The sequence below is a fragment of the Peribacillus sp. FSL E2-0159 genome, assembly GCF_038643155.1.
Classification (GTDB): Bacteria; Bacillota; Bacilli; order Bacillales; family DSM-1321; genus Peribacillus; species Peribacillus simplex.
The window spans coordinates 2,954,398-2,976,347 of sequence record NZ_CP152053.1 but is presented as its reverse complement, the minus strand read 5'-3'; the positions used below and the strand labels follow the sequence as shown (position 1 = coordinate 2,976,347).

Annotated in this window: 15 protein-coding genes and 2 pseudogenes; 16 read left to right on the top strand and 1 reads right to left on the bottom strand. The window is 38.2% G+C overall.

Annotated elements, in window-relative coordinates:
- Positions 1–15: 15 nt before the first annotated feature.
- Together NYE63_RS14515 and speD are read left to right on the top strand one after the other, a co-directional pair.
- Positions 16–678, top strand: coding sequence for an ABC transporter permease (locus NYE63_RS14515; protein ID WP_063233716.1), 663 nt, complete (start codon positions 16–18; stop codon positions 676–678).
- A gap of 174 nt (positions 679–852) precedes the next feature.
- Complete coding sequence (speD, locus tag NYE63_RS14510; protein WP_063233717.1) at positions 853–1,689, top strand: adenosylmethionine decarboxylase; 837 nt, start codon at positions 853–855, stop codon at positions 1,687–1,689.
- A 24-nt stretch (positions 1,690–1,713) separates the two neighbouring features.
- Here the strand turns inward: speD and NYE63_RS14505 are convergent, their stop codons facing one another.
- A complete protein-coding gene (locus tag NYE63_RS14505; RefSeq protein ID WP_342605769.1) occupies positions 1,714–2,739 on the bottom strand; it encodes a YeiH family protein in 1,026 nt (341 codons plus the stop codon).
- Between the two features lie 133 nt (positions 2,740–2,872).
- Between NYE63_RS14505 and NYE63_RS14500 the strand changes: the two genes are divergently transcribed.
- From NYE63_RS14500 to NYE63_RS14435, 14 genes and pseudogenes are all read left to right on the top strand, one after another.
- Positions 2,873–3,763 carry a selenium metabolism-associated LysR family transcriptional regulator gene (locus NYE63_RS14500; RefSeq protein WP_342601614.1) on the top strand — a complete coding sequence of 297 codons (891 nt, stop codon included), beginning with the start codon at positions 2,873–2,875 and terminating at the stop codon, positions 3,761–3,763.
- A gap of 243 nt (positions 3,764–4,006) precedes the next feature.
- Positions 4,007–4,912 (top strand): hypothetical protein, encoded by a 906-nt coding sequence (locus tag NYE63_RS14495; protein WP_342601613.1) that lies wholly within the window; start codon positions 4,007–4,009, stop codon positions 4,910–4,912.
- Positions 4,913–5,412: 500 nt separating this feature from the next.
- Positions 5,413–6,039 (top strand): metal-dependent hydrolase, encoded by a 627-nt coding sequence (locus tag NYE63_RS14490; RefSeq protein ID WP_342601612.1) that lies wholly within the window; start codon positions 5,413–5,415, stop codon positions 6,037–6,039.
- A gap of 214 nt (positions 6,040–6,253) precedes the next feature.
- Positions 6,254–6,697: a C40 family peptidase gene (locus NYE63_RS14485; protein ID WP_342601611.1), complete on the top strand. Its 444-nt coding sequence runs from the start codon at positions 6,254–6,256 to the stop codon at positions 6,695–6,697.
- A 398-nt stretch (positions 6,698–7,095) separates the two neighbouring features.
- Positions 7,096–9,225, top strand: a complete 2,130-nt coding sequence (locus NYE63_RS14480; RefSeq protein WP_342601610.1) for an ATP-dependent Clp protease ATP-binding subunit — start codon at positions 7,096–7,098, stop codon at positions 9,223–9,225.
- A gap of 397 nt (positions 9,226–9,622) precedes the next feature.
- A pseudogene (gene pulA, locus NYE63_RS14475) lies at positions 9,623–11,497 on the top strand (type I pullulanase); the annotation flags it as partial.
- Between the two features lie 178 nt (positions 11,498–11,675).
- Positions 11,676–14,639, top strand: a complete 2,964-nt coding sequence (fdhF, locus tag NYE63_RS14470; protein WP_342601609.1) for a formate dehydrogenase subunit alpha — start codon at positions 11,676–11,678, stop codon at positions 14,637–14,639.
- Positions 14,632–15,321 carry a DUF1641 domain-containing protein gene (locus tag NYE63_RS14465; RefSeq protein WP_342601608.1) on the top strand — a complete coding sequence of 230 codons (690 nt, stop codon included), beginning with the start codon at positions 14,632–14,634 and terminating at the stop codon, positions 15,319–15,321. Before fdhF ends, NYE63_RS14465 begins: the two co-directional genes overlap by 8 nt.
- A 256-nt stretch (positions 15,322–15,577) precedes the next feature.
- Positions 15,578–17,077, top strand: a complete 1,500-nt coding sequence (locus NYE63_RS14460; RefSeq protein ID WP_342601607.1) for a spore germination protein — start codon at positions 15,578–15,580, stop codon at positions 17,075–17,077.
- Between the two features lie 28 nt (positions 17,078–17,105).
- On the top strand, positions 17,106–18,299 hold the full coding sequence (locus tag NYE63_RS14455) for a Ger(x)C family spore germination protein (RefSeq protein ID WP_342601606.1): 1,194 nt from the start codon (positions 17,106–17,108) through the stop codon (positions 18,297–18,299).
- A gap of 23 nt (positions 18,300–18,322) precedes the next feature.
- Entirely contained in the window at positions 18,323–19,426 is a 1,104-nt protein-coding gene (locus tag NYE63_RS14450; protein ID WP_342601605.1) for a GerAB/ArcD/ProY family transporter, read from the top strand.
- A 418-nt stretch (positions 19,427–19,844) separates the two neighbouring features.
- The gene (locus NYE63_RS14445; protein ID WP_342601604.1) at positions 19,845–20,348 is read left to right on the top strand and encodes a PCYCGC motif-containing (lipo)protein; all 504 of its coding nucleotides are present in this window, start codon (positions 19,845–19,847) and stop codon (positions 20,346–20,348) included.
- A gap of 183 nt (positions 20,349–20,531) precedes the next feature.
- On the top strand, positions 20,532–21,503 hold the full coding sequence (uvsE, locus tag NYE63_RS14440) for a UV DNA damage repair endonuclease UvsE (protein WP_342601603.1): 972 nt from the start codon (positions 20,532–20,534) through the stop codon (positions 21,501–21,503).
- A 156-nt stretch (positions 21,504–21,659) separates the two neighbouring features.
- Positions 21,660–21,897, top strand: a pseudogene (locus NYE63_RS14435) (recombinase family protein); the annotation flags it as partial.
- Positions 21,898–21,950: the final 53 nt, after the last annotated feature.

Here is a 21,950-nt window from a genome sequence, read left to right as displayed (position 1 = left end):
GGGAGGTGCAAACTAATGGAAACCTTGCAACAGCTGGGAACTTATTATTCCCAAAATTGGATGTATGTACTTACTGAATTTTATCGTCACTTTTTAATGTCCGCTTACGGGGTTTTATTTGCAGCAATTGTAGCCATCCCGATAGGCATTTTCATTGCGAAACATAAGAAATTGAGTAATTGGGTATTTTCAATAACGAATGTCATACAAACCACACCAGCACTGGCTATGCTAGCTCTCCTTATGCTAGTAATGGGGTTAGGAACAAATACGGTAATCTTATCATTGTTTTTATATTCCTTACTACCAATCCTGAGGAACACTTATGTAGGAATTACAAGTATAGATCATGCTTATTTAGAATCTGGCAAGGCAATGGGGATGACGAAGCTGCAGTTACTAAGAATGGTCGAACTGCCATTATCTCTGTCTGTAATCATGGCTGGCTTACGTACAGCGCTTGTCGTTGCAATAGGAGTAACTGCTGTCGGTACATTCGTAGGGGCTGGCGGACTGGGGGATATCATTGTCAGGGGAACGAATGCTTCAAATGGAACGGCAATCATACTTGCAGGAGCCATCCCGACGGCATTGATGGCCATTCTCTCAGATCTTTTACTCGGATGGCTGGAAAGAATCCTTTCACCGATAAAAAAGAAAAAAATTCATACTGCCTAAAACAGATCAGGATAATAAAAGAGCCCTTGCATTATTAATGCAAGGGCTCTTTCTTGTGCAGAAAATAACGATTACCGAATAGAAGACAGAACCTGAGACGGCAGACATAGTTTTTTATTTCAGAAAAAGGGTAACTATAAGGATAGTCGTAAAAAAATCTAAGGGGAATCAATCATGAAACTTACACCAGAGCAACGTATTGAACTTCATGGCTTTAATAATCTTACCAAATCTTTAAGCTTTAATATGTATGATATTTGTTACACAAAAACCAGGGAAGAGAGAGAGGCCTACCTGGATTATATCGATGAACAATATAATGCAGATAGGCTTTCGAATATCTTGCACAATGTTTCTGATTTAATAGGGGCGCATGTTTTAAATACGGCGAAACAGGATTATGTCCCTCAAGGAGCCAGTGTAACCATTCTTGTTTCAGAAGGACCTGTCGTCGAAGTGCCTACGGGAACTTATGAGGAATCACCAGGGCCTTTACCTGATAATGTGGTTATGCAACTGGATAAAAGCCATATTACCGTACATACATACCCTGAATACCATCCAAATGAAGGCATTAGCACATTCAGGGCCGATATCGATGTCTCTACTTGTGGAGAAATATCACCTCTTAAAGCCCTTAATTATCTCATTCATTCCTTCGATACCGACATTATAACGATTGATTACCGTGTAAGAGGCTTTACAAGAGATAAAGATGGGCGGAAATTGTTCATTGATCACGATATTAATTCAATCCAAAACTATATTCCTGATGAAGTAAAAGGTCTATATGACATGATTGATGTGAATGTATACCAAGAAAATATATTCCATACAAAATGTAAGCTGAAAAGATTCGATATTAATAATTACTTATTCGGTTATTCAGAAGAAAAGCTGAATAAAGAGGAAAGGCAAGAAATTATAGAAAGGCTTCAAACGGAGATGGATGAAATTTTTTATGGTGCAAATGTTCCACATCCAATAGAAAAAAACAAGCATGCCGATTAAGGGATGCTTGTTTTAATTGAAAAGTTAATTTAAATGGAAAACCTGAACCAATACATACCCAAGACAAGTCAATAAAATAGAGCCGATCAGTCCAGCTATAAAAGGTTTACCGCCATATTTTCTAAAAGTTACAAGGTCAATATTCAATCCTAGTCCTGCCATGGACATAGCCATGAGGATATAGGAAAGCATAACAAGTTTATCGGCGAATGGTTCAGGAACTGCACCTGTAGAGTAAAGGGCACTCATTAATAAAAATCCAAAAATAAACCACGGTATTTGAATGGACTTCCAAGAAAATTTCTTTCCGGTGTTTGTTGATCGTTCTTTCCAATTCATGATGAATCCAATTATAATGGCAACTGGAATGAGCAGGGCCACCCTAGTCAATTTGACCACCACTGCCAAGTCGACTGCCTCATTTCCCCCTGGTGCTGCTGCAGCGATGACGTGAGCAATTTCATGGAGTGTCGCACCCGAAAAAATACCATATCCTTGATCGGATAACTCCAATAATGGATATAGGATCGTATATCCGAAAGTGAAGGTTGTACCTAAAACAGCAACCGTCGCTACAGCTATTGCTGTATCTTTTTCTTTTGCTTTTATTTGCGAGGAAATTGCCAGAATGGCAGCAGCTCCACAAATTCCCGTTCCACAAGCTGTCAATATGCCTAGCTTTTTCTCAACTTTAAATATGCGGGTCAATCCATAAACTACTAATATAGCAAATACAAGACTAATGGCACCAACTGCAAATGTTTTCGGACCGGCATTAATAATATCCTTTAGGTTCAAGCGCATTCCCAATAAGATAATGCCCATTCTCAAAAGGATTTTACTTGAATAATTTGTCCCTGCAACAGCGTAAGCAGGGACGCCAATTATCGATTTCCAAACAACACCAATCAGTATCGCTATGACTAACTGTCCCATTATATGAAGGAATGGAAGCTCTGCTAAGTATTTTGCTGCAATGGCAATTAGCAAAGTCAATGCAATTCCTTTAGTAAATCCAAGATTTTTAGTTTCAACGATTGTTTGTTCCAGTGTGATCACTCCATCTATGTTGATGCCTTAACTTTAAAGCTTAATTAAAAATAAGTGAAATATATTTTTGCTATTTCAATGATTACTTCTACTTATGATAAAATGAAACGCATAGGTAAATAGGGAGGTAACCATGGATCCGTTAAAAGTATTCGTCACCGTAATCGAACAGAAAAACTTTTCAAGAGCAGGGGATATCCTGAACTTGTCGCAGCCAGGAGTCAGTCTTCACATAAGGAATCTGGAAAATGAGTTAGGAACGAAATTAATTTATCGTTCTCCAAAACAAGTACAAATAACAGAGCCGGGAAAAATTCTGTATAGACATGCAAAGCAAATGCTTAATCATTATGAGACAGCAATAAGAGAAATAAATGAATTTAATAACGTGGTTAGCGGAACGATGAAAATAGGTGCAAGCTTCACGATAGGGGAATACTACCTTCCAAAAGTTTTAGCAGAATTTGCGGCTCAATATCCGATGGTGGACATACAAATCATCATCTCGAATTCTAATGAAGTCATTCAAGGGATACGATCGAATAAGCTTGATATCGGCTTGATTGAAGGTGAAACGGACTATAAAGATATAGATGTCAGACCATTCATGAATGACGAGATGATCGTCGTCGTCCCCCCGATTCATCCACTTTCACAGATGGATCTCATCGAGGGCACTTTGCTCCAAAACCAAACATGGGTACTTAGGGAGGAAGGATCGGGAACCCGTACATATTCCGATAAACTTCTGAGCAGTCTGGAGTTAAAAATAAAGAAAACCTTTATTTTCACCAGTATCCAAGGAGTGAAAGAAGCGGTGATGGCTGGGCTTGGAATTGCTCTGTTATCACGATTGACTGTACAAAAAGAACTGAAGTCCAATGAATTGAAAACCTTTCATTTGAAAAATGAACCCATTATAAGACCTTTTTCAATCGTGAAAAAGTTAGACTTCGAAGCATCAAAAGCCATGGAGTTGTTTTTAAGGAAGGTCGAAGAATTTGCGATAAAAGGGCAGACCTAAATAAAACCCCTAAACATTTGCTCATCCTTTCATTTTCAATGAGGAGGATGGGCATTTTTAACGACGAAATATTTTTAATTTTACTGAAAACGTCGAAAGTATTTTGGAATATGTCAATCATTAAACGAATTTTACGTATTTTCACATAATTGTAAACATATAAATTAATTAGGTAGTCTCCAGGAAGTTCTAAGTTCCTGGAGACTTGTCCTGATATTAATACTCTTAAAAGGAGCAACCACATTGGCTATAGAGGAGCAGAAAGATAAGCGGATTTCTGTTTTCGACAGGATTATAGGATTCATGCCAAAATTTTATGTGATTGGGACAATTTTAATTTTTGTTTATACGCTAGTTGCGATGGCACATTTAGGTATCCAAACTTTGAAAAAGCCAGAGGAAGCCGTTGTACCTGCCACCCCTATTTCTCAGGGCTTTGAACATACATTGATAACGTTAATCATCGAACCGATCGTAACGTCTGAATTTTATCAAATCATCTTTAACACGTTATTTCTTTACCTTGTTTGGATACTGCTTTTCCTATTAGCACCGATTGCTTTTTACCGTTTAAAACACTTTAAATTCTTTAATATCGAAATTGAAATTGAAAAACAAGATGCAGCTGTTTATGAAGTATTCAGCATGAGCAGTTCGAAAATGAAATTTGCTGCGTATCTGACATCCGAGGAATATCAACTGGAGATATCAGAGGAAATTGCCAACAGCAAGGACTTTAAAACACCCTTAATCTATACATTGGACTGTGCCGTGGACTTTTATTCCAATCAATTAGGGCTTTCCTTTACCTATGATATCTATACGCTGAACCAGTTCAAGAAAGCAAAGTTGCCTAAATCCATCAAAGCGATGCTTGATAAGTCCATTCAAACTGGCGATCCTTGCATCACCAATAAAAGCAACGGTGACAGTGAATATTACAAGAACTTCCTCCTGCATTATTTTGAAAACATGGATGGGAAATTTGTCACCGTCCTGAATAGCTATCAAACTGAATTTGATACGTTCGATAAATCACTAATCAAGATCCTGCAAAATGTCATATACGATTACTATCTACAGTATAACTATATTTATGAAGTAAGCGAGAAGATGGAGAAGAATGAAGCGATTTCCAAAAGTAAATAAAAAAACCACCCTACAAGTGGTTATTTTTTTTGGAAAGATGATTGTTAATTATATTTTGGACAATTACATTATTACCAATGAGCTCAGACGATTTATTTACATGCTGTTCCCGAAAATCCATGTTCTTTATTTTCTTAGACTTTTTCCCATTTTTAAAATTATTGAAGGCATTTAAAAAGGCTATCTGAATCACTCCCCTTATAGATTAGTATATTCATATTTTGGCTAAAATTTCATGAAAAACCTCAATTTACAGAAAAATATTTTGCGGGTTTTTAGGGATGAAAATTACCTAAACAAAGCAATTATAGACATTCTAGAAGAATTGATTTTAATTTAGAACGAGGGATTTATAAACTCTAATTATGATTACTACGGCTTTTTTTATAAGAAATAAAGAAATTCCCCCCAAAATATTGTATAGTTAGAATGTAGGGATTCGAACAAACATTCGTTTCTTGCAAACAGAGATTACTTCTTAGAGGGACAGGAGAGAGACAGTGAACGGTACAGCACACATGGCTATAGGAGCAACAGTTGGATTCTTGACGGCAAACACGCTTCAAACAGATCCAACCACCACTTTATTCTTGGTTGGCATTGGGGGAGTTTCAGGCCTTATGCCCGATATGGATATTGATGGGAAGTTAAGTAATAGGATCACTTTTTCACATAAGTTTATCCGAACGATAGCACAAACGATTGGGATATTAATGATCATTTATAGTCTTTTGGAAGGATCTGGTACGGAAAAGTGGATCGGAGTAGGGGCAGGAATCGGAATCATCATTATTTCATCATTCATTACACAAAGGCATATGCTGACTTTGACTGGATTAGCGGTTTTAGGCGGAGGTTTATCTTTGCAGGAAAGCTGGTTGTGGCTGTTAGGCGTTTATATTATCATGGCATCCTTTACAGCACATAGAAGTTATACCCATTCGATTGCAGGTATCGCTTTCTTTGGCATCATTGCCTTTCAATTCGAAGCCTTTATGGGGATTGACGGAATTTTCACTACTTGTTTATTAGGATACATAAGTCATTTAATTGCAGATTTGAAATGTTTACCATTTAACAAACGTGGGGTAAAGTTATTTCTTCCATTTTTCTCAAAAGAATTTTGACAGTGGTTTTTTACCGCTGTTTTTTCTATGAGGTAAAGTAAAGTTGCTTTGACTTTAAGTTGAATGGACACCTGATTCGACTTATTTTTATGTTTTATATGGTCATTCTACCTAAATCTACTAAATGTAACATATTTGTAAAGATCCTGTGATGCGAGTGATATACCTTTTCTAGTATATTAGGTTTAGCAAATCACATCAGGGGGTAAAAAATTTGTTTAAGAAAATTGTCGTCGGATTGTCATTGGCTATCACGCTTGTAACCGCATCCTTTGCTGGGGACCAAGTGGAAGCTGCTTCATATCATACTAAAGCGATTAAAGTGGCTAAAAGTGAATTAGGTACAAAATATAAAACGGGTGGCATTTCTTCTTCAGGTTTTGATTGCTCCGGTTTAGTGAAGTATTCATATCAAAAGGCTGGTAAGAATTTACCAAGAACCGCTGCTGACATATATAAAAAAGGAAAGAAAGTTAAAAGCCTGCAAAAAGGTGACTTAATGTTTTTTGCACCAAATAAAGCGAAAAAACCTACCCATGTGGCTATATACATAGGAAACAATGAATTCATACACTCTTCATCATCTAAAGGAGTGTCATACGCTAAAACCAATAATAGTTATTGGAAGCCAAAGTATATTGGTGCGAAACGTATATAATAGAAGAAAATCAACCTTAATTTAAAAAACTAAGAGACTTTATGAAGTCTCTTTTTTTGTTTTTAAAAATAAGAGTGGTAGAGGAATAGGGATAAGATCCCTGATTATTCCTGATAAAGGGTGAATTGGTGTTTTGTTAATAGGTATTGGTTATGGTTAGTCCTGAACTGGGTAACCAATAATAACCGAATATACTAAGAGGCATACATAGAATCTTTTTATTTGACTGGAAATGGATAGTTTAATATGATTAGCAAACCAATCCCAGGTAATTTCTATTTTTTAAAATTCCCAGACAAAATTATTGAAAGTCAAAGAAGGTCAATGTATAATAAAGTCAGAAAGTCAAAGAAGGTCAAAGATTATTTGATTAAATAATTTTAAAGGAGGAGTACTACATGCTTTGTGAAAAATGCCATGTAAACCAAGCTAATGTTCAAGTTCACCTAAATATGAATGGTCAGGAGCATGATGTGAAACTGTGCTCCACTTGTTATAAAGAAGAACGAAACAAACTTGGAGCAGCAATGGGCGGAATGGATATAGGTAAATTCCAATATAACGGATCTCCAAATCCATTCAATCCATTTAATTATAATGATGTACCAAAACCGGATTCAGCCGAGTATGCCGAAGACGGAGGATTGCTTGAAGAGTATGGTCGCAATTTGACCGATGCTGCTAAAGCAGGACTTATTGATCCGGTTATCGGAAGAAATGAAGAAATCAAACGCGTCATTGAAGTTTTAAATAGACGTAATAAAAATAATCCAGTTTTAATCGGTGAACCTGGTGTCGGTAAAACAGCCATTGCTGAAGGTCTTGCACTAGCGATAATTGAAGGTTCAGTGCCTGTTAAATTACGTAATAAGCTTGTATATATGCTTGATGTAGCATCCCTTGTTTCGAATACTGGAATTAGAGGGCAATTCGAAGAACGAATGAAGCAATTGATCAGCGAGTTACAGGAAAGAAAAAATGTCATTTTATTCATCGATGAAATTCATCAACTTGTGGGAGCGGGTTCAGCCGAAGGTTCAATGGATGCAGGAAATATCCTGAAGCCTGCACTTGCACGCGGCGAACTTCAGCTTGTCGGAGCAACCACTTTATCCGAGTATAGAAAAATTGAAAAAGATGGTGCCCTTGAAAGACGATTCCAGCCTGTACACGTTAATGAGCCGACAACGGCTGAGGCATTGGTCATCTTACGTGGTTTAAAAGATAGTTATGAATCTTATCATGGTGTAACATATAGTGAGGAAGCCCTAAAAGCGGCTGTTGAACTCTCGAACCGCTACATTCAAGACCGATTTCTGCCTGACAAGGCAATAGACTTGATGGATGAGGCTGGTTCCAAATTGAACTTGACCATCGAAGACGTCCAGGTAGAAAACATGAAAGAGCGTTTGGCGCAAATTTATAAAGAAAAAGAAATGGCTTTAAAAGAAGAAGCATATGAAAAAGCTGCGGTTCTTCGCGATGAAGAAGTAAAACTGGAAAAGTCATTGCAAGCTGGTGAAAATGCAATTAAGCCAACCGTTACCGTTGAAGACATTCAAAATATCATCGAACAAAAGACTGGTATACCTGTAGGTAAGCTTCAAGAAGATGAGCAAGAAAGAATGGTTCATCTCCAAGAGGAGCTAATGAAAAAGGTAATCGGGCAAGAAGAGGCTGTCAAAAAGGTTTCCAAGGCCGTTCGTAGAAGTCGTGCCGGGTTAAAATCCAAAAAACGTCCTACCGGTTCTTTCCTTTTCGTTGGTCCAACAGGTGTTGGTAAAACCGAATTGGCGAAAACTCTCGCTGAGGAATTGTTCGGGGACAAGGAAGCGATGATTCGTCTTGACATGAGTGAATTCATGGAGAAACACAGTGTTTCTAAATTAATCGGTTCTCCTCCTGGATATGTAGGACATGAGGAAGCTGGACAATTGACGGAAAAAGTTCGTCGCAAGCCTTATAGTATCATCTTATTGGATGAAATTGAAAAGGCACATCCGGATGTAATGCATATGTTCTTGCAAATCATGGAAGATGGCCGCTTAACCGACAGTCAAGGTCGGACCGTTACTTTTAAAGATACCGTGATCATCATGACGAGTAATGCTGGAGTCGGTGAGAAACAAAAAGTAATGGGATTCGGTACAAGTTCTGCCGTGGAAGAGGCTTCAATCCTACAATCTTTGGGCAGCTTCTTCAAACCGGAATTTTTGAACCGATTCGATAGTATCATTGAATTCTCAGCATTGAAGAAAGAAGATCTTCTGAAAATCGTTGATATCATGATTCACGAGCTAGACGAAACACTTGCTGTAAATGATTTATCTTTAGATGTAACTAATGAAGCGAAACAAAGGCTAATTGAACTCGGATATCACCCAGCTTTCGGGGCGAGACCGCTCCGCCGTGTTATTCAAGAACAGCTCGAAGACGGCATCACTGACTTTATCTTTGAGCAGCCTGAAGTTAAGAACTTCACTGCAATTGTTGAGGATACCACTGTGAAAATTATTAAAACACCATAAAGAGTACTAGAAATGCCTCCAAGACCGTAAAACTGTTATGGAGGCATTTTTTTATCTTTTTTAGGATACTTTCCATAATAGGATGGGTAAGGTCCAACTAAATGACCTGCAGTTTTCGATTATTAAATATAGATTCTGAATATTGACATAAGTTGCCGATCGAATGTTTGATGGATATTACCTGTGGAATCATAACATAAGGGAAATTTCGCTCATGATTATAAAAATTAATAATTCCTGTTCTAAAATGGGAATTTCAATGGAGGAATGACTTATTAAGGATTCACTTTCTTATTCTGAAGAAGAAAATACTAATAATCGAAAGCCCACGGATAAAGAAACGGAAAACCAGTTGGAATCCCTACCGATTGCAAATATTAATCCAGTAAACCCATCAGAATTGGACGAACTATATTTCTATGAAGGCAAAGATTTAGGAAATTCCTATCTAAAAGATAAAACGGCATTTCGCTTATGGGCACCACTTGCATCTGAAGCTAACCTGGTTACTTATAAACATTGGGATGATACCGATGGAATGGAGATTCAGATGGTTCGTTCTGAAAAGGGGACCTGGACCATTGAGCTGAACGGAGATCAGGATGGATTGATTTATACATATAAAGTGAGAGTGGGAGAAATCTGGAGTGAAGCTGTCGATCCTTATGTTCGTGCAGTTACTGTTAATGGTAATAAAGGAGTTGTGATAGATTTAACTGATACGAACCCTGAAAGGTGGACACGGAATAAACCACCTCTTGAAAAGGCTGAGGACATAATCATTTATGAATTGCATACACGGGATTTGTCGATTCATCCTGAAAGCGGAATCCATCATAAAGGTAAATTCTTAGGAGTAATTGAAGCCGGAACCAAAGGTCCAGAAGGAGCGAAAACAGGTCTTGATCATATTAAAGATCTAGGTATTACCCACGTTCAGTTTATCCCGATATTCGATTTTGCAACAGTCAATGAATTAAAATTGAATGAACCACAATATAACTGGGGATATGATCCACAGAATTATAACGCTCCCGAGGGCTCTTATTCGACTGATCCGTATCAACCAAAAATCAGGATCCGGGAGTTAAAGGAAATGATTCAAGGTTTACATGATCACGGTTTACGAGTAATCATGGATGTTGTATATAATCACGTTTATTCAGTGGAGGACTCAAACTTCTATAAACTCGTTCCCACTTACTTTTTTCGCTATAACGCCGACGGCACCTTATCTAATGGAACTGGTGTAGGAAATGATACCGCGTCTGAACGTAAAATGATGCGAAAATTCATCGTTGAATCCGTAACCTATTGGGCGAAGGAATTTAACCTTGATGGTTTCCGTTTCGATTTAATGGGGATTCATGATGTGGAAACGATGAATGAAGTGAAAAAGGCACTGGCAGAAATTGATCCGACCCTCATTGTTTTGGGCGAAGGCTGGGATATGGATACCCCCTTGGCCCAAGAGCTGAAAGCAAATCAAAAGAATGCTTTTAAAATGCCTGGAATCGCTCACTTTAATGATGCGATCCGTGATGGTTTAAAAGGGTTTGTAATGAATGAACATGATAAAGGATTCGTGAATGGCAAACCAGGAATGGAAGATATTATAAAAAAAGGCATCGCTGGTGGTTTGAAATATGATGAAGATATAGCAACATATCAAAGACCAGATCAAGTGATCAATTATGTTGAAGCACATGATAATTATACTTTATGGGATAAGCTTCTCATCACTAATCCAGATGCAACAGAACAAGTACGGAAACAGATGCATAAATTAGCTTCGGCCGTTGTTTTACTGTCACAGGGGATTCCAATGATACATGCTGGACAAGAGTTTATGCGTACGAAGGATGGGGATGAAAATAGCTATCAATCTTCCGATTGGATTAACCGATTGGATTGGAGAAGGAGAGCGGAGTTAGATTGGGAAGTGGAGTATATGAAAGGACTAATTTCGCTCAGAAAAAATCATTCTGTTTTTAGGTTAAGCACACCCGAAGAAATTGAGGAGTATTTACAATTCATTGATGCTCCGCCAAATGCGGTTGCATTCACTTTAAAACATAAGGATTCTATAATTGCAGTGATTCATAATGCAAATTGGGATGCGATAACCATTTCCCTTCCCCACGAGGGTAATTGGTCCGTTTTAGCGGATGGTCAGCGGGCGGGCCTGGAAGAAATAGAAAGAATTAAAGGGAGTCAGATAACCGTTGCCCCTTTAAGTTCGTTTGTATTGAAAGCAAACTCTTATCAATGATAATAAAGTCGAAGTGAGCGAATACTATGTCTCACTTCGACTTTAGTTCATTTTCGGATATGAAATTGGTCAAATGAAGTCTTCCATTATTTACTTTCGCAAGTTTGAGAAAAATTGTGCGGGGGTAGAAAATACCAAATGATGAATTTTATCGTTTTTTAAGAGGGGAGCGATTATTTTGCCAGAGAAAGTGCATATAAAAATCAATGGTGCTGAGACCAGTCTGGAAGGTAATCAAACAATATTACAAATGCTGATGGATAGCTCCATAGAAGTCCCGAATGTTTGTTACCATCCTAGCCTAGGTCCTATCGAAACATGTGATACATGTCTAGTGAGCGTAAATGGAGAACTCGTAAGGTCCTGTTCTACTAAGATCAAGGATGGGGATGTAATTGATACAGTTGGACCAGATGTAAAAGAAGCACAGGTCATGGCGATGGACAAGATATTGTATAACCATGAGCTTTATTGTACGGTTTGCGATTATAATAATGGCACTTGTGAAATACACAATACCGTTAAGGAAATGAAGGTAAATCATCAAAGTGTTCCTTTTGATCAAAAACCATATGAAGTGGATCGGACGAATCCGTTCTATCGATATGATCCGGATCAATGCATCCTTTGCGGCCGTTGTGTTGAAGCTTGTCAAGATGTACAGGTCACCGAAACATTGACTATTGATTGGGAAGCAAAACGCCCGCGTGTCATTTGGGATAATAATGTTCCGATCAATGAATCTTCATGTGTGTCATGTGGACACTGTTCCACCGTCTGTCCGTGTAATGCAATGATGGAAAAAGGAATGGAAGGTGAAGCCGGATTTTTAACCGGCATCGCTAAACAAACTCTTCGACCTATGATAGAAATTACGAAAAATGTTGAAACGGGTTATGGCTCGATTTTAGCGATTTCAGATATGGAATCCGCCATGAGGGAAGCAAAGATTAAGAAGACGAAAACGGTTTGTACATACTGTGGGGTAGGGTGCAGCTTTGACGTTTGGACCAAAGATCGTAAAATCCTTAAGATCGAACCGCAAGTTGAGGCACCTGCAAATGGAATTTCGACTTGTGTTAAAGGGAAATTCGGATGGGATTTCGTGAATAGTGAAGAAAGACTTACAAAACCATTAATTAGAGATGGGGATGCATTCAGAGAAGCTGAATGGGAAGAAGCCCTTGAATTGATTTTCCTTAAATTCTCCGAAATAAAAGATTATCACGGTCCGGATTCGATGGCTTTCATAACGTCTTCCAAATGTACCAATGAAGAGTCCTATTTAATGCAAAAGCTGGCAAGGGGAATCATTGGCACCAATAATGTGGATAACTGTTCCCGGTATTGTCAGACACCTGCTACTTTGGGACTATTCAGAACGGTTGGATACGGTGGAGATACAGGGGGCATAAAGGATATCGAAAAGTCCGAACTTGTATTGATCATAGGCTCCAATACATCCGAATCACACCCCGTGTTGGCAACAAGAATCAAACGTTCCCATAAACTAGGTAAACAGAAGCTGATAGTAGTGGACATCAGAAAGCATGAAATGGCTGAACGGTCTGACCTCTTCATCCAGCCTGCTCCGGGGACGGATATCATATGGCTGTCGGCCGTGACTAAATATATCGTCGACAAAGGTTGGACAGATAAAGACTTCATCAAAAATCGTGTAAATGGGATGGATGAATACATCAAGACTTTGCAACCTTACACAATGGAATATGCGGAAAAAGTAACAGGCGTTACTAAAGAAGATTTAATTACGGTTGCAGAAGCCATTCATGAAGCGGGGAGCGTTGCATCGCTTTGGGCCATGGGCGTTACGCAGCATGGCGGAGGAAGCGATACGAGTACTGCAATTTCCAATTTATTGCTTATAACAGGCAACTACGGTAAACCTGGAACAGGTACTTATCCTTTACGCGGACATAATAATGTACAAGGAGCCAGCGATTTTGGCAGTATGCCGGATCGCTTGCCAGGTTACGAAAAAGTGACGGACAAAAAGGTACGAACGAAATATGAAAACATCTGGGGTGTAAAAATACCAGAAACCCCTGGCCTTAATAACCATGAAATGGTCGAAGGAATTCATGCAGGTACCATCAAAGCAATGTACTTAAAAGGGGAAGATATGGGGCTGGTCGATTCGAATATCAATCATGTCCATAAAGCATTTGAAAAACTTGAATTCTTTGTGGTACAAGATATCTTCTTATCAAGGACGGCTGAATTCGCTGATGTCGTCCTTCCAGCAAGCCCAAGCTTTGAAAAAGAAGGTACATTTACGAATACCGAACGCCGTATTCAACGACTATATCAGGTCTTTGAACCGTTAGGTGACTCAAAGCCTGATTGGCAAATCATAATGAATGTGGCTAATTCGTTAGGAGCTGGGTGGAATTATGAGCACCCAAGTGAAATCATGGACGAAGCAGCTAAACTGTCACCATTATATGCTGGAGTAAGTTACGAACGGTTGGAAGGTTTTAACAGTCTTCAATGGCCAGTGGCACCAGATGGTAAAGATACGCCGCTTTTATTCACAAAAGATTTTCCTTTCCCCGATGGAAAAGCAAAGTTATTTCCAGTCGAATGGACCGAACCGATTGACTTTGGGGAAGAGTTTGATATTCATGTGAATAATGGCCGTTTATTGGAACATTTCCATGAAGGGAACATGACTTATAAATCAAAAGGCATCACTTCCAAAACGCCAAAAGTCTTCCTTGAGGTATCAAGGGAATTAGCAAAAGATAGAGGGCTTGAGGATGGAACTCTTGTTCGACTTACTTCACCGTATGGAAATGCAAAAGTGCAATGCCTGATTACAGATCGTGTAAAAGGTAATGAGGTTTATCTGCCGATGAACGATTCAGGTAACGGGGCAATCAATCAATTGACAAGCAGTCATTCAGATAAAGATACTGATACACCTGCTTATAAGGAAGTTCAGGCAAAAATGGAAGTTCTCAGGGTCAAAGGAGACAACCCATTACCGAGCATCAACCATCGGAATGGTAATCCACAACCGCAGATAGGTGTACAAGTACAAAAAAAATGGGCCCGTGAAGATTATATATTCCCTGGTGACCTCTTGAAAATCAAAAAGGAGGAGAGGAACCGTGGCTAAAGCGACAAAAGTGATCAACCGAATCACCATTAGCGAAGAAGAAAGAAGAAGAATTGAATTTGAGGATATCGAGCGCACCCTTTTGGAAAATAAAGAAGTGATTAAAGAAACGTTTGAAGTCATGAAAGGCATGCAGGATCGTGGAATTTTATCAATGGTTAACAGCTTGTTGAAGGAAGGGGACAAAGTGCTGAACATTCTTGTCAAGACAGCAGACACCCCAGAAACAGCAAATACGCTAAAAAATCTCTTTCTCATACTTGGCACGTTAGGGACACTTAATGTTCAGCAGCTTGAACCGCTTATCCTAAAAGTCAATTCAGGAATTGCCCGTGTTGCCGAGTCCGATAAGTCTGCAGAAAAACCAAGCTATTTAGCATTGCTGCGTTCCTTGAATGACAAAGAAGTCAAACAAGCTATGACTTTTCTGATGACCTTCCTTAAAGGAATAGGAGAAGATACAAGGGATTTAGAAAGAACCACCCAATTACCAGAGAATCAGCAATTGCATAAAGCGAATGAAACAGCTGACATAGAACGGCCTACCTCCAGAAAGTCATACGGATCAAGCATCCCCAGTAAAAGCGGAATAGAAAAAATACGAAACACAAGCTGGTTTTGGATTGTAGCAGGAGTTTCGCTTGTTACCATTCCGCTAACTTTATCGAAAAGTAAGAAATAAAGTACCATGCACGTTCATATTCGGAATATTGAGCGCAAACCCTGTAAACAAGAAGTTAAATTATGAACGATATATATTAAAGCCGATGATCCCCCCTAATAGGGGATCATCGGCTTTTTTCGATTGAAGGTGAGGTAATAAAATTACTATCAATATTTTTCTCAATAGCCTTTTATTACATATATTTAAATTAGATACAAATAATAAAATCAATACTTAGAGGAAGCATCATACACAAACAAAAGGGGGCGGGTAAGTGCGAATAGGACGTTCTCTTAAAAGGTCTAAAGAAAAATCTACAACAAATCATATACAAGTAAATACCTTATCTGACGTGGTGAACGAAAATCTTGTGAGATTAATGAATGAACTCGGGCACAGTTCAGATTTGTCTGTTCGTATGATTGAATCTCCACACCAAAAATCGGTACAAGCAGCTGTAATCCACCTTGACGGATTGGCTGATGCTAACATCATTAATGAAAACATAGTGGACCCATTAATACAGTGGTTTAAAGAAAATAATCAAATATTGACAGAGATAGAAGAACAAGCTAGCCATATTTTAACGGTATCCCAATTAACCGTTAAAGAAAGTTGGCAGGAATTCATATCAGCGGTTTTGACTGGAGATACGGTTGTATTGTTGAATGGCAGTACAAAAGCATTCATCGCCAGTACAAAAAATCAGCCATCCCGTGCGATAACCGAGCCGACTAGCCAAACGGTCATTAGAGGACCAAAAGATAGTTTTACTGAGAATTTAAGAACCAATACATCACTAATACGTGCTAGGATTCAAAATCCTGATGTGCGCTTAGAGAGCTTGAAAGTCGGGAGCGTCACTCAAACGGATATTGGAATCATGTACATTCAGGGAATCGCAGATGAGAGTATTGTGAATGAAGTCAAAGAACGAGTAAAGGGCATTGATATTGATGGGGTTCTTGAATCGAATTACATTGAAGAATTAATCCGAGATGATTCAGCGACCATTTTCCCCCTTCTTTTGAATACGGAACGACCAGATGCGGTAGTCGGAAATTTATTGGAAGGGCGAATCGCGATCATTATACAGGGAACACCTTTTGTTTTAATCGTCCCGGCAGTTTTCTCTCAATTTTTTCAATCTCCGGAAGACTATTATCAAAATCAATATATCGGTTCCTTTTTAAGGTTGTTAAGATTAGGGGCCTTTTTTCTTTCCATGTATGCATCTGCTATTTATTTGGCACTGATTACTCATCACCAAGGGCTTATCCCTACAACGTTAATCGTCAGTCTAATGGCTCAAAGGGAAAATGTTCCTTTTCCAGCAATTGTCGAAATTCTGGTAATGGAAATGGCCTTTGAGATTTTGCGTGAGGCAGGAATTAGGATGCCGAGAGCGATCGGGCCGGCTGTATCAATTGTAGGAGCACTCATTTTAGGACAGGCAGCTGTTGAAGCAGGATTTGTGGGAGCGTCAGTCGTTATCATTGTAGCCATTTCTGCAATCAGCAGTTTTACACTGCCGAATACCAGTCTAGTTAATGTTACTCGTGGAATTCGATTTATTTTGATTTTTATTTCAGCATTCATAGGCTTATATGGCATATTGCTTTTCACTTTATGTATCTTGCTTCATATGAGCAGCTTGAGGTCTTTTGGTGTACCATATTTTGCACCATTTGCTCCATTTCGTTTCAAGGAGCAAAAAGATGGTTTTTTTCGATTCCCACTAGCATCACTATTGAAAAAAACATCAAGAAAATAAAACTCGGCTAAATACGGGGGAACGAAATATGAAAAGTAATATTTCATTTTTATGGATGGCAGCCATTTGCTTATTGATTTCAGGGTGTTCAAATTATCGGGAATTAAACGAGCTTGGAGTCATTATAGGGATGGGAATCGACCATAACGACGATCCAGACAACCCATACAAAGTAACCTATCAAGTCATTAATCCAAGCGGGCTTTCCCAAACCAGTACTTCCGGAGGTAAAGGACTTGCAGTCATAAACTATACGGTAACGGCAAAAACGCTAGTTGAGGCTTATTCAAAGGCATCAGCCATTATTCCTAGAGAAAACAATTTTTCACACCTTTCGCTCATTATTATCGGCGAAGAGTTAGCACGAAATGGTCTTGATTTGTTATTTGATGCTGTCGATAGAGGCAAACATCAAAGGGTAAGTGTCCCGATCTTTATTGCTCGCGGGAAGACTGCTGAGTATTTGCTTGGTGTAATTGAACCACTTGAAACGACTCCAGGTAAAAATATCATTAGCACGACTAAAAGTGAGCAAAGCGACTATGGTTCCACTAATGAAGTGTTATTATATGAATTCATTTCAGCACTTATGAGTGAAGGGAAGGATGTATCACTTCCTGGAATCAGTATAAGGAATGATTCAAAAAAGGCAAAGCAAATAAGTAATTTTGAGACGACTGCCCCAGCTTATATAGAGGCAAAGGGATTAGCCCTATTTAGAAAAGGAAAAATGGTGAGATGGCTTGATGGAGAAACGGCCAGAGGTGTTCAGTTTGTCACATCGGATATAAAAAGGACAGATGTTGTGATACCTTGCAGTGAGAAGGGAATTGTCACGATCACGGCAATTAGAGTAAAAAGCAAAATGAAAACCAAAATCCACCATGAAAAACCAGTCATACATACAAATTTGAATGTAATGGGAGAAATGATGCAAACGTCATGTGACCTGGATATGAGCGATCCGAAGTTGTTAAGTGAGTTTGAAAGAAAATTGGAAAATGAACTAAAAAAGCAAATAAAAAGGACGATTAGCATCACTCAAAAAGAAAAGTCGGACGTTTTTGGTTTTGGTGATGCCTTGTCTCGAACAAACCCGGATTATTGGCGTCTGCATAAAAAAAATTGGGATAACCTATTTTCAGATGCGGAGATTTATATGAAGGTACACGTTGACATTATTAATTCCGGAATGCGAATGGAACCTTATAAGTCGAAATAAAAGAATGAGGAGGTGAGGAGACATTGCCTAAAATAAAAATTGATGGATTTCAGTTATTTTGTATGATGATCATTTTTATGTTTGGCAGTAATTTACTGCTTGATATAGGAAAAGGGGCCAAGCAGGATGTCTGGATTGTAAATCTATTATCAACTCTTTTTGGTTGTTCACTGTATTTCGTGTATATTTCATTATATAAAAAATACCCTGACTTACCAATGACCGGTTATATCCGAAAAATTTGGGGTAAATATTTTGGCGGTTTATTCAGTTTTTGCTATATCATCTATTTTGTTTATCTTGCTTCAAGAGTGTTACGGGATTTTGAAGAATTATTAATTAGCTCCACATATAGACGCACATCCATTATAACGCTAGGGATATGCATGGTACTGGTTTTAATTTATGGAGCTCACCTAGGTGTAGAGGCATTTGCACGTGTTACATGCATATGCTTCGCCATTCTTATCGCAGGCCTTTTGATTCTGAACATTATGTTTGTACTAGGAGGATATACAAAATTGGAAAACCTTCAGCCTGTTTTAGGCAACGGATGGGGAAAGGTATGGAAAGAGTTGATTCCTACTGGTATCACCGTACCTTTTGGAGAATTGATTACGTTTACGATGATTCTTCCGTATTTGAATAAAAAGAGTTCTGCTGTGAAAGTTGGCCTCTTGGCGATAATTATAGGTGGAGTTTCTTTAACACTTAATTCTATCATTCTTTTGTCCGTATTAGGTCCAGATGCCGTATTAAGGTCAAATTTCCCTGCTCTTACAGCTGTCAGTTATATTAATATCGCTGATTTTATTGAAAGACTGGACTCGTTCATTCTTGTTTTAATGATCATTTTAGGCTTCATTAAGATTTCGATCTTTTTCTTTTGTGCCATTATTGGCGCAGCGGACTTATTTCAAATGAAACCTTCCCCTGTATTCATTTATCTGGTTGGCGGTGTTATTTTCGTCTCTTCGCTTATGATTGCACCTAGCTATCAGGCTCATATAGATGAAGGGCTAACAGTCGTCCCTTACCTTTTGCATCTACCATTACTCATTGGCGTTCCCATTTTATTATTGATTACTTCATATATAAAGCAAAAAATCAAACCAACAGTTTCATGAAGAGGGAGGCTGCGGTTTTTTGTTGGTTGAGAATACGATCAATAATAGAAAGATTATAGTGAATGAAATGAGCAGAAAGTAGTCTTCTCCACGAGCTACCGTGAAATATTGTTTGATGTTATAGAAAGAGTGCAATATATTCAAGCCTTGTAGGTTATCAAGGAGAATAATAAGTAAATACGTGCCTAATAAAATTAACAATGATGGTAGCGCTCTTGCTCTCACGACAATATCACCTCATCCCTTTTTTCTTAAAGTGCGGTTAAACAACTTAAAATATGCACTAAGTCGTATTTAGGTTATGTGTGGATACTTGATACTTGTCATTTTATATCCTTATTATGATGGAACCTAATGCTTGTAGAAATGCCTTCCATGCCATAAAATGGGAGTATACAAATGATAAAGGAGTGTATAAATGAAGTTCAAATTAATGACCATCACTTTGGGTATCTGTTCTTCATTAGTACTTTCAGGTTGTTCAAGTGAAGAGGAAAGTGTTGTTCAAAATGAAAGCAGTCATGAAGGACATTCAGAACATACAGTATCCGGAGATCTTCAGGAGGAGACCAGCAGTAAGGAAATAGCACCGGATTTCTTAGCCGAAAAACCAGAAGATATGAAGACAATCTATTTAGCTGTTGCTCAAAATAAAGATTTACTAGAAAAAATACCTTGTTACTGCGGTTGCGGGGAGTCAGCTAACCATAAAAACAATTACGATTGTTTCATCCATGAAAATAAAAAAACTGGTGAAGTGGTTTGGGATGACCACGGGACGAAATGCGGGGTTTGCTTAGAAATAGCTGCACAATCCATATTGGACTTGAATGACGGTATGAGCATCAAAGAGATCCGGAATAAAGTCGATGAAAAATATAAAAGTGGATATGCCAAACCGACACCGACCCCTGAAGTGTAAAAGGAAAAAAGTATGACTCTCTAGCGTGAAAATGATATTTGGAAAAATGGCTTTTGTCCGATATTCATTCGGGAAATGCCATTTTTTTATTTCTTGGAGTGAAGGATTCTTTCGCATAGATAATATTAGTTAGAATGGGGAATACTTCCAATAAACATTAAACCATAAAGGAGCTATCACACTTTGACATTAATCCGCCTTGGTTATGTAGCCATGAGTAATCATGTGCCGAACTGTTCACCATCCCAAACCATGACTTTTGCTCAGTTTTCGAAAATTAAGGACAGAGATGCAGCGATTAGAAAGCTTGAACGCATTTCAATTTCCAACCTTCATAACTGTTGGCGTTTACTGATTCATAACAAAGCTAATAATATTCAGTTCTTTAGGCTTTCTTCTAAACTTATCCCTTTAGCCAATCATCCGGAAATTCCAGAATGGGATTACATAGAACCTATTTCAGAAGAACTGGCTAAATTAAAAATATTCATTACAAATCATCCAAAAATAAGGATAGATTTTCACCCAGATCATTTTGTCATCTTGAATAGTACAAATATCGATATTCTGAAGACATCATTAAAAACATTAAGGATGCATTATACTTTATTGAAAAAAATGGGGTTGGATCCCGAGCATCGCTGTGTACTGCATGTTGGCGGTGGTTATGGCGAACATGTACAGGCATTAGAGCAGTTTATCCATAATTGGGGATTGATTCCGGAATCGATTCAAAGAATGGTCATTCTTGAGAATGATGATACTACCTATACATTGTCAGAAACTCTTTATTTATGTGAGAAATTGGGTATTCCCATGGTTTTTGATTATCACCATTACCTCGCACATCAGTTACCTGGCGAAGATTGGACAAATCATTGGGACCGAATATTGAATACCTGGAGGAATTCCAAACTGCCTCCTAAAATGCATATCTCAAGTCCAAGGTCCGATAAAGAATTTCGGGCACATGCTGACTTTGTGGATACTGGAATGTTCATGGAATTTTTGCAACAAATAAAGGGCAGCTTACCACAACTGGATTGCATGATTGAAGCTAAGCAAAAGGATGGAGCACTTTTTCAGTTGATGGATCATTTGAAAAGTTACAAAGAGATAGAGATCATTGATGATGCCAGTTTTTATATTCATTAATTGTTTGGGTTTATATTTGACAAAGGGAAGTAAATAAAATTCTCTTTATCAAATTCCTTGTGTTTACATAACGTTATTATGGTTAATATGGATGATTCCAACAACAAACGAGTAAAAGTAATTTTGGGGCCGAAATGAAGGACACAACTTCAATTCATGTTGGTAAATGGTCTCAATGAACAAGGTATCTTTTTAGATAAACAAAGTGAAATAAATTTCAACCGAATTCAATATCAAATATTAAAACGAATGATTCGTAAAGGAGATGTCTTTACATTCATTCACTGGATCGCTTTGGTAGAAACAAAGAAGATATCCTCTAGGAATGGAATGACATCAAGAAAGATATCAAGCAGATATCGTGGTGAGGGATATGCCTTTGTTGGACACCACTTACTAATACTCTTATGTGTTCTTTTGGTGAGCCAGGGAAATTACGGACGTTCT